Origin of the sequence: Sporosarcina luteola (assembly GCF_023715585.1) — a bacterium.
Classification (GTDB): domain Bacteria; phylum Bacillota; class Bacilli; order Bacillales_A; family Planococcaceae; genus Sporosarcina; species Sporosarcina luteola_D.
Genome location: NZ_JAMBOK010000002.1, coordinates 347,865 through 363,524, shown reverse-complemented (window position 1 = coordinate 363,524; position 15,660 = coordinate 347,865). Strand labels below are relative to the sequence as shown.

General features: G+C 45.4%; 17 protein-coding genes. 5 read left to right on the top strand and 12 right to left on the bottom strand.

Annotation, left to right across the window (positions count from 1 at the left end):
• Positions 1 to 203: 203 nt before the first annotated feature.
• Positions 204 to 1,067 (bottom strand): putative RNA methyltransferase, encoded by an 864-nt coding sequence (locus tag M3193_RS12235; protein WP_251628031.1) that lies wholly within the window; start codon positions 1,065 to 1,067, stop codon positions 204 to 206.
• A 128-nt stretch (positions 1,068 to 1,195) separates the two neighbouring features.
• Here M3193_RS12235 and M3193_RS12230 point away from each other — a divergent pair, with 128 nt between their 5' ends.
• On the top strand, positions 1,196 to 2,326 hold the full coding sequence (locus M3193_RS12230) for a CAP-associated domain-containing protein (RefSeq protein ID WP_251628023.1): 1,131 nt from the start codon (positions 1,196 to 1,198) through the stop codon (positions 2,324 to 2,326).
• 69 nt (positions 2,327 to 2,395) lie between these two features.
• The gene (locus M3193_RS12225; protein WP_251628022.1) at positions 2,396 to 3,535 is read left to right on the top strand and encodes a zinc-dependent alcohol dehydrogenase; all 1,140 of its coding nucleotides are present in this window, start codon (positions 2,396 to 2,398) and stop codon (positions 3,533 to 3,535) included.
• 27 nt (positions 3,536 to 3,562) lie between these two features.
• On the opposite strand, the gene M3193_RS12220 is transcribed toward M3193_RS12225, so the two are convergent.
• Both M3193_RS12220 and M3193_RS12215 read right to left on the bottom strand, forming a co-directional pair.
• On the bottom strand, positions 3,563 to 4,120 hold the full coding sequence (locus tag M3193_RS12220; RefSeq protein ID WP_251628019.1) for a superoxide dismutase family protein: 558 nt from the start codon (positions 4,118 to 4,120) through the stop codon (positions 3,563 to 3,565).
• 288 nt (positions 4,121 to 4,408) lie between these two features.
• A complete protein-coding gene (locus M3193_RS12215; RefSeq protein WP_251628017.1) occupies positions 4,409 to 5,089 on the bottom strand; it encodes a phosphoribosylaminoimidazolesuccinocarboxamide synthase in 681 nt (226 codons plus the stop codon).
• A gap of 371 nt (positions 5,090 to 5,460) precedes the next feature.
• Here M3193_RS12215 and M3193_RS12210 point away from each other — a divergent pair, with 371 nt between their 5' ends.
• The 3 genes from M3193_RS12210 to M3193_RS12200 all read left to right on the top strand — a co-directional run bounded on the left by M3193_RS12210 (position 5,461) and on the right by M3193_RS12200 (position 8,945).
• Positions 5,461 to 6,180 (top strand): YebC/PmpR family DNA-binding transcriptional regulator, encoded by a 720-nt coding sequence (locus M3193_RS12210; RefSeq protein ID WP_251628303.1) that lies wholly within the window; start codon positions 5,461 to 5,463, stop codon positions 6,178 to 6,180.
• Between the two features lie 232 nt (positions 6,181 to 6,412).
• Positions 6,413 to 7,942, top strand: a complete 1,530-nt coding sequence (gene dacB, locus M3193_RS12205; protein WP_251628301.1) for a D-alanyl-D-alanine carboxypeptidase/D-alanyl-D-alanine endopeptidase — start codon at positions 6,413 to 6,415, stop codon at positions 7,940 to 7,942.
• Positions 7,943 to 8,060: 118 nt separating this feature from the next.
• Complete coding sequence (locus tag M3193_RS12200) at positions 8,061 to 8,945, top strand: hypothetical protein (RefSeq protein ID WP_251628015.1); 885 nt, start codon at positions 8,061 to 8,063, stop codon at positions 8,943 to 8,945.
• Between the two features lie 98 nt (positions 8,946 to 9,043).
• Here M3193_RS12200 and M3193_RS12195 read toward each other — a convergent pair whose 3' ends face one another.
• The 9 genes from M3193_RS12195 to M3193_RS12155 form a co-directional block, all read right to left on the bottom strand.
• Positions 9,044 to 9,433: a hypothetical protein gene (locus M3193_RS12195; protein ID WP_251628012.1), complete on the bottom strand. Its 390-nt coding sequence runs from the start codon at positions 9,431 to 9,433 to the stop codon at positions 9,044 to 9,046.
• A 146-nt stretch (positions 9,434 to 9,579) separates the two neighbouring features.
• A complete protein-coding gene (locus M3193_RS12190; protein ID WP_251628010.1) occupies positions 9,580 to 10,437 on the bottom strand; it encodes a manganese catalase family protein in 858 nt (285 codons plus the stop codon).
• Between the two features lie 187 nt (positions 10,438 to 10,624).
• Complete coding sequence (locus M3193_RS12185) at positions 10,625 to 10,915, bottom strand: hypothetical protein (protein WP_251628008.1); 291 nt, start codon at positions 10,913 to 10,915, stop codon at positions 10,625 to 10,627.
• Between the two features lie 20 nt (positions 10,916 to 10,935).
• The gene (locus M3193_RS12180) at positions 10,936 to 11,901 is read right to left on the bottom strand and encodes a S66 family peptidase (RefSeq protein WP_251628299.1); all 966 of its coding nucleotides are present in this window, start codon (positions 11,899 to 11,901) and stop codon (positions 10,936 to 10,938) included.
• 17 nt (positions 11,902 to 11,918) lie between these two features.
• The gene (locus M3193_RS12175) at positions 11,919 to 12,371 is read right to left on the bottom strand and encodes a GNAT family N-acetyltransferase (protein ID WP_251628006.1); all 453 of its coding nucleotides are present in this window, start codon (positions 12,369 to 12,371) and stop codon (positions 11,919 to 11,921) included.
• A 143-nt stretch (positions 12,372 to 12,514) separates the two neighbouring features.
• Entirely contained in the window at positions 12,515 to 13,018 is a 504-nt protein-coding gene (locus M3193_RS12170) for an NUDIX hydrolase (protein ID WP_251628004.1), read from the bottom strand.
• A gap of 9 nt (positions 13,019 to 13,027) precedes the next feature.
• A complete protein-coding gene (locus M3193_RS12165) occupies positions 13,028 to 13,744 on the bottom strand; it encodes a nucleotidyltransferase domain-containing protein (RefSeq protein WP_251628002.1) in 717 nt (238 codons plus the stop codon).
• A 22-nt stretch (positions 13,745 to 13,766) separates the two neighbouring features.
• The gene (locus M3193_RS12160; RefSeq protein WP_251628000.1) at positions 13,767 to 14,318 is read right to left on the bottom strand and encodes a GNAT family N-acetyltransferase; all 552 of its coding nucleotides are present in this window, start codon (positions 14,316 to 14,318) and stop codon (positions 13,767 to 13,769) included.
• A 216-nt stretch (positions 14,319 to 14,534) separates the two neighbouring features.
• Positions 14,535 to 15,629 carry a helix-turn-helix domain-containing protein gene (locus M3193_RS12155; protein ID WP_251627998.1) on the bottom strand — a complete coding sequence of 365 codons (1,095 nt, stop codon included), beginning with the start codon at positions 15,627 to 15,629 and terminating at the stop codon, positions 14,535 to 14,537.
• Positions 15,630 to 15,660 lie beyond the last annotated feature (31 nt).

Genomic DNA, 15,660 nt, shown 5'->3' with positions numbered 1-15,660 from the left:
AAACCAATTTGGAATCGAACTAATGCCACTGAACATCTAACCATCTTCCTTTCGGGGCGACCTGAAAATCCAGGTTATCACCGTTCGCGTCGAGCTTATCACCGCTAATGGACCGTTTACCACCGCTTGGACTGAGTTTATCACCGCTTACGGCTGCTTTATCACCGCTCGCAACGACTTTATCACCGTTAGGCCATTTATAATTACCGCCGAACGCCTGCAATCACCCGCAAATCAATCGTAATCTCTTTCATTCCCGTCGCAATCACTTCTTCCACCCGCTCTTCACTCGCATTCCATGTGAGCGGGGTCATGCGGATCAACGGTGCGAGTAGTCCGTCCGGCAATTCAAACGTATATGTCACCCGTTCCGTCTCGACCGCATCGAACTGTTCAGAGAACCTTGCTACCGGGTCAGCCTCTTCTTTCTGCTGCTTCCCGTCGTAGAAGACGTTCCGCAATTCCTGCAAGTACCCGCTTTCCGGTACGACTTTCACCAATACGCCGCCGGGCTTCAGCAACCGGTTAAACTCTGCGTAATTCGCCGGTGATAAGATGTTCAGAATCGCATCGGTACGGGCATCTGCAAACGGCATGGCAACCAGGTCTGCAACACTCCAAATGATTCCCGGGTAGGCTTTCGAAGCCGCCGCAATGCCTTCCTTTGCCAAATCAATGCCTATGCCGACACTTCCAGTTTGCAACCGAGAATGAACTGCCTGCAAATGGGTTCCTTCCCCGCAGCCCGCATCCAGTACGACAGGACGCTCAACTCGCGCCAATTGATCAGCCAAACGGGAAGTGATATTTTCAAGGACAGGCTCGAAAAACCCGCTGCCCATAACGGCAGTCCTCGCTTCGAACAGTGATTTATCATATTTCGTTGCATGGGCTTGCGGCGCCAAATTGACATATCCGCTTTTCGCCAAGTCGAATGAGTGCATGTTCCGGCAGATGAGACGGGAATGCGCCTCCATTCCCACTTCCGCAGAGCAGATTGGACATTTGAACAGCTGTATATTGTTCTCCATCACAAGAGCACTTTGCATTTTTTTCGTCATTTTCATTTCCTGTACTCCGATCCAATAGTGTTCTACCAGTATACCGCCTTTCCGCCCGGACTCAAACTATCAAAGTGTCCAACTGTATCTATCGCACCTCCAGCGGGTACAATACTAGAAAGGAGGCGATTTCCGTGAAGAGGATTTTTCTATTCATCATTTTCATAGTTACACTTTATCTCGCAAAACCTTTATGGGAAGAGCCCGTTTCGAAGTACATCGACCTTTCCTTCCTGAATCCTGTTGACGAAAAGGTTGAAGGCATACTAGGGAAAGAACCGGTCACTTCCACTATGAACTCCATCCTTAACGCTGCCGATAGATTATTCCTATATATCTCTTCGAAGACGTCTGAAGTGGAACAGCTAATTCCAGATAAAGTGGCTAAGCCGAGCTTGGACAAACCCGATCACTCCGCAATGTCCATCCATAATATCGAAATTGGCGCAACCGAGGAACAAGTGAAGGCAGAGCTTGGCGAGCCGAAAAGCTATTCATTGAATGAATACGGCACCGAGTGGTTCACATACCATGAGGATTACCAGAATTTTGTCATGATCTCCTTCGATGAAAATTCGAAAGTGAACGCCGTTTACACGAATGATGACCTCATTTCTTCGAAAGCAGGAATTCGGTACGGCACACCGAAAGCCGATGTACGGAAAGCCTATGGCGAGCCGTTGAAAGAGATCCGGAAAGGCTTGAACATCTATGTCCTTCAGGAAAATGAAGGGATGGATCTCTTTAAAGCCGGGGATGTCTATCTGTATGTGTTTTATGATCTTCATCAAAATGAAACCGTGACAGCCGTACAGCTCATCACGACCGCATTGGAACAAAGGAAATCCGGTATGTATGCGGGCGGAGATGTATCGTTGCGCAATGGGTTCGAAGAGCAGCTCTTCGATTTGACGAACGCCGCCCGTGTCCGGCACGGCCGCTCGATTTTACGATGGGATGATAGAGTTGCCGATACAGCACGCAAACATAGCCGCGATATGGCGATCAATGATTATTTCAGCCATGAAAATTTACAAGGGCTGTCACCTTTCGATCGGATGAAAGAGGATGATATCAAGTTCCGCAGGGCTGGTGAAAATTTGGCGTATGGTCAGTCAAGCAGCATTTTTGCGCATGAAGGTCTGATGAATTCGTTAGGACATCGGGAGAATATTTTAATTAAGGACTATAGCCATCTCGGCATCGGAGTCGCTTTCAACGAGAAATCACAGCCGTATTACACGGAGAACTTTTTCCTGCAATGAACACTTCGCGACTATTTCTGACCCTAATGGGGAATATAGGAAGAAGCACGTAGAGAAGGAGGAGTTCGAATGAGAGCTGTAACATTCCAAGGCGTGAAAGATATTCAAGTGAAAAAGGTTGAAGCACCGAAGATCGAGAAGCCTGATGATATTATCGTTAAGGTAACGTCCACTGCCATTTGCGGGTCCGATCTGCATATCTATTTAGGCGCTTTGCCTACCCATAAGGGATACGTCATCGGCCATGAACCGATGGGGATTGTCGAAGAAACCGGACCCAATGTAACGAAAGTGAAGAAAGGTGACCGGGTCATCATTCCGTTCAATATTTCATGCGGCCAATGTTTTTATTGCGAGCATCAGATGGAAAGCCAATGCGACAATTCGAACCCGAATCCCCATGTTGATACAGGCGGGTATTTCGGATTCACCGAACGGTATGGCGATTATCCTGGAGGGCAGGCGGAATATCTGCGCGTCCCGTATGGAAATTTCACACCGTTCGTCGTGCCCGAGTCTTGCGAGCTTCCCGACGAGGCGCTGCTTTTCCTGTCCGATGTGTTACCGACCGCCTATTGGAGCGTTGAACATGCAGGCGTGAAGCATGGAGATACGGTTGCTGTGCTTGGTTGCGGACCTGTCGGGCTGATGGCGCAGAAATTTGCGTGGATGAAAGGCGCGAAACGCGTCATCGCAGTCGACCATGTCCCGTACCGGCTGAACCATGCCGTGAAGATGAACAAAGTGGAAGCTTTCAATTTCGATGACTACGACAATATGGGTGCACATATTAAAGAAATCACCCGCGGCGGAGTGGATATTGTCATTGATTGTGTCGGAATGGATGGAAAGAAGAATATTGCCGAGAAAGTCGGACAGAAGTTGAAGATGCAAGGCGGAACGTTAAGTGCAGTTGAAATCGGCTACCAAGCCGTACGCAAATTCGGGACGATCCATCTGACAGGCGTGTATGGATCGCTCTACAACATGTTTCCGCTCGGAAATATGTTCGAAAGGAATATTACGCTGAAGATGGGCCAAGCTCCGGTCATCCACTACATGCCGACGCTTTTTGATAAGATTACGAAAGGCGAATTTGATCCTACGGAAATCATTTCGCATGTCGTACCTCTCGAGGAAGCATCGGCTGCCTATCACCATTTCTACGAGCACGAAGATGATTGCATTAAAGTGATATTGAAGCCATAAAAAAACCGGTCCTAGGACCGGTTTTTCTTATTTCTTCCCTGTGATGGCGGCGCAGGCAATACGCGCACCGGAATTCCCTGCAGGATCCGTCTTGTAATCATCCTCCTTTTCGTGGATGACGATTGCGCTTCCGTCCTCATCGAGGATAGAGTTTTCCTGGTCTTTTTTCAGCGTAATTTCGGAAGTCGTCAACTTAAACGACACTTTTCCGTCCTCCGGCACTTCGATATTCGGCAAATCGCCGAGATGGAAGCCTTTCGGATTGTCGAAGCCATGTTCTTTCCCGGTCGGATTGAAATGCCCTCCGGAGGATGTGAAATCCGGTGGTGTGCATACACCGGTTTCATGGATATGAATGCCATGCAGTCCAGGCGGCAAATCTTCCGCCTGCACATTGATCATAACGCCTTCCGTCTCTTGAACCAATGTCACTTCACCGATTTCCTTCCCTTCCGTATTCAATAAAGGAGAGACGATCGCTTCCATCTGTTCCGCGTTGACAGGCACTTTCTTATTCGCTTTCCCACAGCCCGCCACTACGATTACGACACTAATTAGTACTACCATTACTAGTTTTTTCTTCACTGTAGTTCCTCCTCCACGTTTATTCCTGCCAAGCATGCCCAACTGGAGGGGATTTAGTAGTGGTAAGTTTTCCCGCCTGTTTTTCGAGAATAGTTTGAGCGGAGTAGGCTTACTTTGGACGCGGAGGGGCTTGTTTTGGACGCGAAGTGCCTCACTTTGGACGCTCAAGGGCTCGCTTTGGACGCGGAGGCCTCGCTTTGGACGCGAGAGCACACACTTTGGACGCGATTGCCAATAAAAAAAACCGCTGCCCACTCCCCTTATTGGAATGAACAGCGGTCTCTTCTATTAAGCTAATACCAATTTCTCCAGGTCAAGCGGCGCTACGTAAACACCGTCTTGATACACACGCATATTGCCCCCGGAAATTTCGTCGATCAGCATGATATTCCCTTCAGGATCACGCCCGAATTCAAGCTTGATGTCGTAAAGATCAAGCCCTTTCACTGCAAGCTCCTCTTTCACAACGACCGAAATTTCCTTCGTCAATTTTTCTAAAACCGCATACTCGTCCTCCGTCAAAATTCCGAGCTGCGCCAATGCATCTTCCGTGATCGGCGGATCATTGCGATCGTCGTCCTTGATCGTCACTTCAACAAATGCATCCAACGGTTGTCCTTCTTCGCAATATGCTCCATATCGCCGCAAGAAACTTCCGACCGCGCGGAACCTGCAAATGACTTCCAGCCCTTTTCCGAATACGGTTGCCGGTTTCACGGTCATCGTCACATTCTCGATATCCGCATTAATATAATGCGTCGGAATCCCTTTATCCGCCAATTTCTCAAAAAAGAATTTTGTCATGCGCAAGCCTGATTGCCCTGCGCCTTCAATCGTCAATCCTACTGTATTCGCTCCCGGATCGAACACGCCGTCTTCCCCGGTCACGTCATCTTTGAATGCTAATAAAACATTGCCATCATGCAATTTATAAACATCTTTCGTCTTGCCTTTATATACAAGTTCCATGCCCACGTTTCCTCTCTATTCGAAAATGTAGTGAATCGAACCACGCAGAGTTCGATTTGCCGTATTTCTGCGTTTTTTGCAGAAATTAAGGCACCTTTGTTCACTTTCAGTATAAGGCACTTTTCCTTTATTAAAAAGCGAAATCTTAATGAAGGTCAAGGTTTCATACTGAAAAACGCCTTATGATGTAGTCAAGAAGAAGATCGGAGCATTGTCCATCGGTGGATTTGGATGCGTTATTACTTGTTTAGGTGCCGGAACGAGGCCCCCCCTATTCCATTTAAAGGGTTTTTCGCTTGTCAGCATTCATGCAACGGGTGTATAATAGCTCGACGAAATCTATGCTCAGATTGAAAGAGAGTGTGAAAGAGATGGGCCGTAAATGGAATAATATTAAAGAAAAAAAAGCTTCGAAGGATGCAAATACGAGTCGAATATACGCAAAGTTCGGGCGTGAATTATATGTTGCAGCAAAACAAGGTGAACCTGATCCAGAGTTGAACCAAAACCTCAAAATGGTCATTGAACGCGCGAAAACATACAATGTGCCAAGAGCAATCATTGACCGTGCGATTGAAAAGGCGAAAGGCGGCGCGGAGGAAAACTATGACGAGCTCCGTTACGAAGGCTTCGGCCCGAACGGCTCAATGGTGATTGTCGACGCGCTTACGAACAACGTAAACCGTACCGCTTCCGAAGTGCGTGCAGCATTCGGGAAAAACGGCGGAAACATGGGCGTCAGCGGTTCCGTTGCGTACATGTTCGACGCGACTGCCGTGTTCGGCTTGGAAGGCAAAACTGCGGATGAAGTGTTGGAACTTCTAATGGAAGAAGACGTTGAAGTACGCGATATTTTAGAAGAAGAAGATACGGTCATTGTCTACGCTGAACCGGACCAATTCCACGCCGTGCAGGAAGCGTTAAAAAACGCCGGCATCACGGAATTCTCCGTAGCTGAATTGACAATGCTCGCTCATAATGACGTGACATTGGATGCTGACGCGCAAGCACAGTTCGAGAAAATGATTGACGCATTGGATGATCTTGAAGACGTTCAGCAAGTTTATCATAATGTTGATTTAGGGGAATAAATCTTGTGAAACCGCCATAACTGGCGGTTTTTTATTATGGACCACTGAAATCTCCTTCAGCTGCCTAGACAGGCTTCAGTATGTATGAGCAATGCCACTTCATACATATACTGAATAATGACTACTCACCCACTTAGGTAGAATGCTTCAAATTTATAATATTCTGTTTTCTGTCTACCCTCTTTAAATAAGTTGAAGTACAATCAAGTACAAAGGATGAAAGGATGTGAGCATGTTAATGAAACAGCAATGTCTTCTCAAAAGGGCTTTCCTGGCAATGGTCATTGCTTTGATCGCCTTATTTCCGGTAACACATGAAGGAACGTATTCATCTGTCGCCGCATCCGGGGAAACAACTCCCGCAGCATCCATTGATTCGACAACCTTAGATCAAAAATTATTGGCAATCTTGAAAGACCCGAAGCTCCAAGGGGGAATTACCGGGGTCAGTGTGCGGAAGGCCGATTCGGGTGAACCGATCTTTTCCCACTTCGGCGACATCCGCCTCCGCCCTGCTTCCAATATGAAATTGCTGACGGGCTCGACGGCAATGGACATATTGGGTCCTGACTATCAGTTCTCCACAGAAGTGCTGACGGACGGACAAGTAAAAGGAAAAATGATTCACGGCAACCTTTATCTAAAAGGTAAAGGCGACCCGACGTTGATGAAAAAGGATTTGGATCAATTCGCAAAGGATTTGAAGTCGAAAGGGATCGACAAGGTCAACGGAAACCTGATTGCTGACGACAGTTGGTATGATGATGACCGTTATTCCCAGGATTTAAACTGGTCGGATGAGCATAATTATGTCGGAGCACAAGTTTCTGCACTGACGCTTTCCCCGAACGAAGACTATGACGCGGGAACTGTCATTGTCGAAGTGAATGCTGGCAGTAAAGCCGGGGATCTTCCGAAAGTGACACTCACTCCGGAGACGGACTACGTTGAGATTGTCAACCGTGCAACAACAGTATCGAAAGGCGAAGCGAAAAGCATATCCATCGCGCGTGAGCATGGAACGAACAGGATTATTATTGAGGGCAAAATCCCTGTAGAAGGCACGAGATCTCAATCATGGTCCGCTGTTTGGGAGCCGACAGGGTTAACCCTTGATGTCTTTAAGAAATCACTCGAAGAACAAGGCATTGAACTTGTCGGGAATGGTGGAATGGAGATCGGTGTGACACCTGGTAACGCTACCGTTCTTGTTTCGAAAGAATCGATGCCGCTAAAAGAGCTTTTCATTCCATTCATGAAGTTGAGCAACAACGGACACGCGGAAACGTTAGTCAAGGAAATGGGGAAAGTACAGCGCGGCGATGGCAGTTGGAGTGCAGGTCTTGCCGTCATGAAGGATAAACTAAAGCACTTCGGCGTCAACACAGATACGCTCGTCCTTCGCGACGGCTCAGGCATGTCGCATAAGAACCTCGTTTCTGCAGATGAATTCACAAAATTACTGTATAACATCCAAGGGAAAAGCTGGTTCCCTGCGTTCGAAGCTTCCTTGCCGATCGCAGGCGTTCCTGAGCGGATGATCGGCGGCACACTCCGCAATCGGATGGGCAATGGGTTGACAGCCGGAAATGTTACAGCAAAAACCGGCTCCATCACAGGCGTCTCTACCCTGTCCGGTTACGTCACCGCAAAAGACGGAACAGAACTGATTTTCTCGATTTTAATCAACAATTATGTAACTGGACCTGTTACACCGATTGAAGATGCAATTGCGAGAGTGCTTGCGGAATATGAATTTTAATTGATATCAGATAAAGGCATCCATTCAATGGGTGTCTTTATTTTTAATTGGGAAGGATTCACAGATAACAATAGCGAAAGTATCCATATTACTCATTTATTCGAAAGTGGGGATTCAAATGGAAAAATTAGCGACCGAACAATATCTACAAGCCGCAGATTTTCTTAAAGTAAGTGCACGACCATTAGAAAAAGCGCTATTCGAATTTGAATTTGAAAATGGCAGCCGGGTGCAAGTGTTAGAGGAGCTTAAGGTTTATCAAAATGAAGACGGCGGTTTCGGAAATGGATTGGAGCCTGATTTCAGGTGTGAGGCATCGTCAGCGTTAGCGACGACAATTGGATTACAGCATTTGATTCGCATTGGAGCGGATGAATCGGATCTAATGGTGCAACGTGCTATTCAATATGCACTCGATACATTTAACGAAGAGAAGATGGGATGGGAAATTGTCCCGAAGGAAGTGGAAACAGCGCCGCGCGCCATCTGGTGGAATTACGGCGGCGATTGGCCATGGGGAAATCCAAGCGCTGAAATGACGGGATTGCTTCATCATTACAAGGGGCTTGTTCCTAAGGAGTTTCTAGAAAAGTTGACTGCCCACGCAGTTGCTTATACCAACGAAGAGGCGACGAACGACTTTCATGAATTGCAGTGCTTGGTGAAATTGATGAGAGAATTGCCTGCGAAAGAAGCAGAGAAAATTTCTGCTAGGGTGCGCGAGATTGCCCATCACAGCGTGACGACAGATCAGGAAAAATGGCACGACTATTGCCTGCTTCCTCTTCAAGTCGTATCATCCCCAACTTCTTTTTTATATGAAGATTTTAAGGAGTTCATCCCTGCCAACATCCAGCATCTAATTTCTACTCAATCAGAAGACGGCAGCTGGAAACCTACATGGGAATGGGGACGATATGAAGACGTCTGGAAAACTGCAAAGCAGGAATGGAGCGGTGTGCTGACGCTTGATAATTTGAGGGTCCTGAGAGCGTTTGATTAAGGTCGCGAAATGAGTGAATATGTAAAATGAGCTATGAATCAAATCTCAAAAAAAGAATCCATACCAGTGGATTCTTTTCCATTTATTTGAATAACCAATCACAACTCCACATCATCACTCATCTCAAACACATCAAATACATTTTCCTGAATGATGAGCGACATGATTTTACCCTTTTTCTCAAAGTAATGAACATGGCCGACCCTTTTGTCTTCAAGCTCGTTCCATCCCCATCTTTGGATTTCCTCCAAATAATCTGCAGGTGGTGTTCCCTCTTCATCCCCGATGCCCTTCAATTTATACTTCGCCGACTTTGCAATTTGCGACGTGCAATCTTCAGGCTTCAGTTCATAGGCATTTTTCGGAACCGGGAACCCTTCATTGATGACCGCCATCCGATAGCCATCTTCCTCCGTATACTCATATACACAACCTGTCATCATCACAGCGGCAACCAGCAACATCGGAATCAACTTCCACCTCATCAAATGCAACCCTCTCCCTCACTAAAACTTCACATCTATTACTTTTAGCGTAAAGGGAAAGTCCCTGTTTGTCTCCCGACGAATTTGTGACAATACATGGGTGCTGAAAATATAACAAGCCCCTTGCGTCGTGCCTAGGGGCTGAGTAATTAGCGGTTCATATCTTGGATTCCAGGACTATGTTCATTAGGCATGTCTGGCATCAATGGTACTGGAAACCCTTTAGGAGGATCAATAACAGTAAACGAGCCATCATTTCTACTTGGCGTTTGACCTTGAAGAATTTCTCCAATGCGTGTAGGGTCCAACCTAAAGTTGAACTGGGCATTATGGTATCCCATCTCTACATATTTTCTACATTCAGGATACTTGTTTATATCATAATTAGGAATTGGGAGTATCTTGCCCCAATCAACGCCCAACGTCTCCAAAGCTTTAGCAAAAGCATTTTGATGGGCGTTATCGCGAACGATAAGAAAAGCTAGCGTTTCGCGGAATGTTTTATTTGAACTCATTTCGTAAATACGTGTTTTTTGGAGGACACCTGTTGATTCGAGTACCAAATTGTCGAGTAAATCAGCGATGAGGTTTCCATGAGCATACACCCAAGAACCATTCCAAGGGTTGCCAGAAGCGTCGACTGGTAGAGAAGATTGAGCGCCAATAATATAATGGTGTGGATTTGCATGTCTAGTTGCCTCGTTCAATGGAGCTTGATCGACGCCGGCGTTACCTGGCGCTGCAGAATGGCCTGAGTCATTTAATAGCTGATTTATTGTATTTTGAACTAATTCGACATGCGCGATCTCTTCCAAGAAAACGCCTCGGAGCAAATCTCGATATTGTGTATCTTTCCCTCGAAAATTGGAGCTTTGGAAGAAATACTGCATCATCGTTCTCATTTCACCAAAATGCCCGCCTAATATTTCTTGTAAAACTCTTGCAGCTTCAGGGTCTGGTTTATCGGGAGTAATAATATTAATAAGCTCTTCCTTGTAGTAGTACAAACAGATCCAATCCTTTCAACTTTTTCTAAGGATTAGACTGCCCTTTGTTAATGGGATTATTCACTTACAAGGTAATGAGCAACAGGGGCAAACATAAAGATTGAACAAATAAAAGATGCGCCTCCTTTTACTGAGACGCTCTTTCCATTTAGTAAGTAGAGGCTTTGCAGTTGCAGATGTACGACGTTCAACTAAGCAAACTGCCGACAATCATAATAAAACCAATCACAACCATCAATAGAGCAGTAAGGATTAGTGACACCATACTTCTAGTCATGGCTTTCCATTCTCTAACGTCCTTCAATCCTACAAGACCGAAGAGAAAGATAACTAATGTTACGCCAAAAACGATAATCAACGGATGAGTACCTGTCATTTGAAACAGTTTAAAAATAGTTGGAGTAAATATCGTAAATAAAAATAAAGGAATGCAAACTAATGCACCTAAAAATGACCATACATTTACATTCATAAACACGATTACTCCTCCCCTACACCTTAGAACCTCACAAGTTTCAATGATCCTATCTCCGCATCAATCTGCACTTCTCCGCCAATCGGGAATGTAAACATTGGCTGCGTATGGCCGAAATCCACATCATAAAGCACAGGAATTTTCTTCAGTATCGGATGCTTATCAAGAATAAACAGCAATTGTTCCTCCGATATTTTTGACGCACGTTGAAATCTGCCGATGACAAGGGCCTTTATGGACTGCGCATTTTGCAGTAAAGACGTCAAATCTCTGGCGAACGTTTCTGGAATCGTCATCTCATCGTCTTCTACAAACACTATTGCATTTTCGATATTGGGCATATACGTAGTCCCCTGCAGCAAATTAAGCGTACATACATTTCCGCCCCATAGCTTTCCACTTGCAACTCCGGCATTATACGTTTTCCAAACGGTCTTCTCAAATATCCGGTTTTCCTGATCCAAATACCATGCATCATCGCTCCATTGTTCAGACGGCTTCAACTCAAACGGTTCATTCTGCATGAGACATTGCATGAAGAATTGTGTTTGGTATTCCTGCGCCTTCTTCATTTGAAAGCTTGAGAAATGGGGCCCTGAGTACGTGACCAATCCACTTTGCGTCGATATTGCTGTGCCGATTGCCGTAATATCGCTATATCCACAAAACACTTTAGGGTTGTTTTTAATTAATTCATAATCGATGTAAGGGAGGAGTTCATTGGAATTAAAACCGCCAATGACTGTCAAAATTCCTTTTACATTTTTATCAGCAAATGCATCATGTAAATCCTCGACCCTTTGCTGAATGGAAGTGGAGTTTTGAAGGTCTTTGTCAAAGACATGTTTGCCGAATGACACGATAAAGCCTAAATTCTCCAACTGTTGCTTTGCAATTTGAACGCCTTCCTCCGATAGAATGCTAGCACTGCGGCTAGGTGCAATGATCCGGATTTCATCTTCCCGTTTTAACTTCTCTGGTATTCGCATCGGTTTTCCTTCTTCCATTAAATTTTCATCCTAAGCCGAATCATATCCACGCATTGAATGCCATTCTCCATGATGACCTCGTCATAATGCAGTACGAAGAAGTCCTTGATCACATCCGAAATACGAAATCCGCATTTTTGATAAAGTGCAAGCTGACCTATGCTTGAATTTCCCGTTCCGATTTCAATCTCTTCATAGCTGCTGCTTTTCGCGACCTTGATTGCCTCTTGCAGTAATTTCTTGCCAATTCCTTGTCCTCGCCTATTTTCACTGACTGCTATGTTTTTAATCTCCACTGTAACTTCGGACAACGGAACTATCACAAAGACTCCAATTATGTCATCGTTCTCCTCATATACATAACATTCGCCATCTGCTATGTACGCTTCAACAAGTTCATAAGAAGGATCGGCGAGCAGAAGTAAATCATATGGTGGTATTTCATGATGCTGCAATTTTCTTATCTTCATTTTAGCCATCTGCCTTTATATCACATAGTGCCAAGGTCTCGATTTGGTGATAATGTTCAGGATTCAATAGATAACTTTCTTTATTCAATAGATAACTGTTGGTATTCAATAGATATTTCCTACTACCCAATAGATATCTTTTCTTATTCAATAGATAACTCCTGAACACTTCTTGCCGCGTCCAAAATTTCAGCGAAACTCTTCTGCCATCCCTTATGGTAATGAGCCGCCTCTTCCGGCCGAATCAGCTTCCGCTCCGATGATTCAAAACCAGCGTCAAATGATAGAAATTCTGTAATGTCCATTCGATAAAATACTTGATAGCCCACTTTCGGGTAGGGGCTGGATGAATTCCATAACGGATTTTCTTCATGGCTCACTTCAATCGCGCCTAAGTGCGTGCAATCTCCCGCCACATAGGCCTCCTCCATTACTTCGCGACAGACGCAAGCTTTCGCTGTTTCACCCGCTTCGATATGTCCTCCAGGAAAATCCCAACCGCGGTCATTCAAGTTAACCATAAGCAGTTTACCTTCATAAAAACAAACAGCATGGACGCTTGTGATCAGTTCTCGAACCGGCATCAAATCCCGCATCCACGTTAGCCTCAACTGATGTCCACCCCAATTAACATGAGTAACCGTCATAGCCAACCCTCATTTCCCTACAGAATACCCTACAAATAATCTTCCTCCATATGGTGCTAGCACCTCATCTGTTAGTTCTATGATTCCTTCACGGTTTCCAGTTTTATAAAACATGTGAAATGCTTCCACAAATCGATCGGCAAAGTCTTCATCATACTCTTTCAATGCCCGCACGATCCATTTGGAGGCGCCAATCCACTGTCCATTCGTCCGAAGTACAAATTCATGAATCGCTTCGGCGAGTGTATTTGCGATGAATAGCGCATCTGTCTCATTTTGTGTTCCTAGTAAATCACCAAGCGCATCTGTCAGCATGTACCGCTTCGTCAACAATGTCTGTTCCGACCAAGGGGCTGGTCCTGCATTTAACAGCTCGGCAGCTTCGTTTTTAATCGTTGATAAAATGCCGGTGTCCTTCAAAACAATCCCCTCCGCTACCATTCGCGGCAAGCTAGGACGCGCTCGTTCCGCATCACTTCGAAAATAGGTTTGATAGGAAGTTAAAGAATGTACGAATACTTCAATTGGCCAGCCATATTCAATAAGAGTTTCACGGTAGGCTACTTCCAATTGATTGTCAAAAATCACAATGTCCAGATCCGATGTCGGAGTTTCTTCTCCCCTGACAACGCTTCCCGCGAGGACTGCAGCCTGGCAACGAGGAAAGTATTCATCGACAAATCGTTTGGCTGCGAATGGTGCTCTCATTCGTTTCATTCTTTTCATTCCTAGTTCCTCCAACTATTTTTCAAATTTCCATTCTTTCATTTCTATATTCAATTAGCCAGCAATCCCTGTATTCCCCTTCGTGCCATTCATGCTTCGGCAAGAGCTTGACCCTCTTGAATCCACATTTCTCATAACAACGGATCGCCCGCTCGTTCCAAGTTTGCGGATCCATTACAATGCGGTCAGCATTTTTTTCAGCCACTAAATACGCAACTATCATTTCGACAAGTTGCGTTCCAATTCCTTTATTCCAAAAGACAGGTTCGCCTATGAACTGGTCCATTCCGTAAAGGATTTCCGACGGATAAGAGTAACCATAAATCCGCCTTTCATCTTCACCGAGCGGATAGAACTGTACATATCCAATCGGCTTCTCATCATACAGAATGAGACATCGGCTTTCACCGTCAGCTTCCCCATAAAAATCCTCTTCGACTTGTGCAAGATCCAGTGGACAATCCCTTCCCTCGTAATACTGAAGAACTTCGGGGTCGGACAACCATTTGGCTAACAGGAACTTATCCCGATCCACAAGTTCCCGGATTGTTATCCGTTCATTTTGAACGAACATACTATTTCCCCCTAATCACTTGTGCAGACTTGTACTGTTTTAAGTGGAATTTTGTTACAAATACAGAATGCTTATCACCTTTAAAAAGTATGCTATTTTTCTCACAGTATACCATACACCCGTTCCATGCAGCCAGATAATTCTAAACTAAGAGAACAAGATAAATCATTTATATAATTCAAAAACAGCACCGCATTCACAGTGCTGCTTTCCCTCTCACTTAATCAACAAACCTTGAATCCATCTGCTTAACGTTCCTTTATCTACAAATGGTGCTAGTTCCGCCACAGTCTCCGGAGCAAACTTGCTCATTTCCATCCCATCCACAATTCTGCTCAAGACTTCCCCGTCAATGAATGGAGCAAGGGAAACTAAGCGGCATGAATCCAACTCTCCCTCTCTCACTTGTTCCGCCAATCGATTCAACATTGCCCTACTGCAAAACGGGGCCAATTTGACGACAAACTCCCATTCAAGGTCTTCGCCCACTGCTCGATCCATCAATTTATCTACATGTTCTCTTCCGATAAAAGGTGCCAGCTTGATAACGGCATGATAATTCACATTTTTCGTAACAGCTTTATCGAGAATATTCCATAATGCTTCTCTGCTGACAAACGGTGCCATTTTACCGATCTGCTCCAATTCAATGCCATCCTCAACCGCCTGAAGTGCAAGCTTATCCAATGACTCTTGCTCCACGAATGGTGCGAGCCGGACTACAGCGTCAAAATCTACTCCATCTGTAACAGCCTTGTCCAGCAAATGCCCCAACGCGTTACCGCTAACAAACGGAGCCAATCTCCCGATCAATTCCAATTCAACACTGTCCTCCATCGCTTGTAGTACGAGCCCATCTAACAACTCCGTTTCCACAAACGGTGCCAGTCTCACAATCATATCCTCATTGAACAAGCCTTTATCGACCCTTTCCGTCACGGCAGCCAATTCACTCGCTCTTAATAATGGGGCGACTTCAATCAATTCATCCATATCCGCTTCGCCTGCATTGATCATTTCCGCAACCTCTTCCCGACGGTCCTCAGAAATCCCCTTTATGATCCGCCCAAGATTATGGATATATACTGAACCTTCTCGCTCGGCACCTCCATTCATCAACTCATCCATCGACACGTCAAATGCTTGTCCGATGTTCATCAATGTCCCAAGGTCCGGCAGTGATTCTCCACGTTCCCATTTCGATACGGCCTGATGACTCACATTCAACTGATCCGCCATTTCCACCTGCGTCCAATCCCGCTCTTTTCGAAGCTTTGAAATATAACTCCCAATCTTCCTTGTTTCCAACATACAAACAGCCTCCCCAATAGGTTTCAGCGCG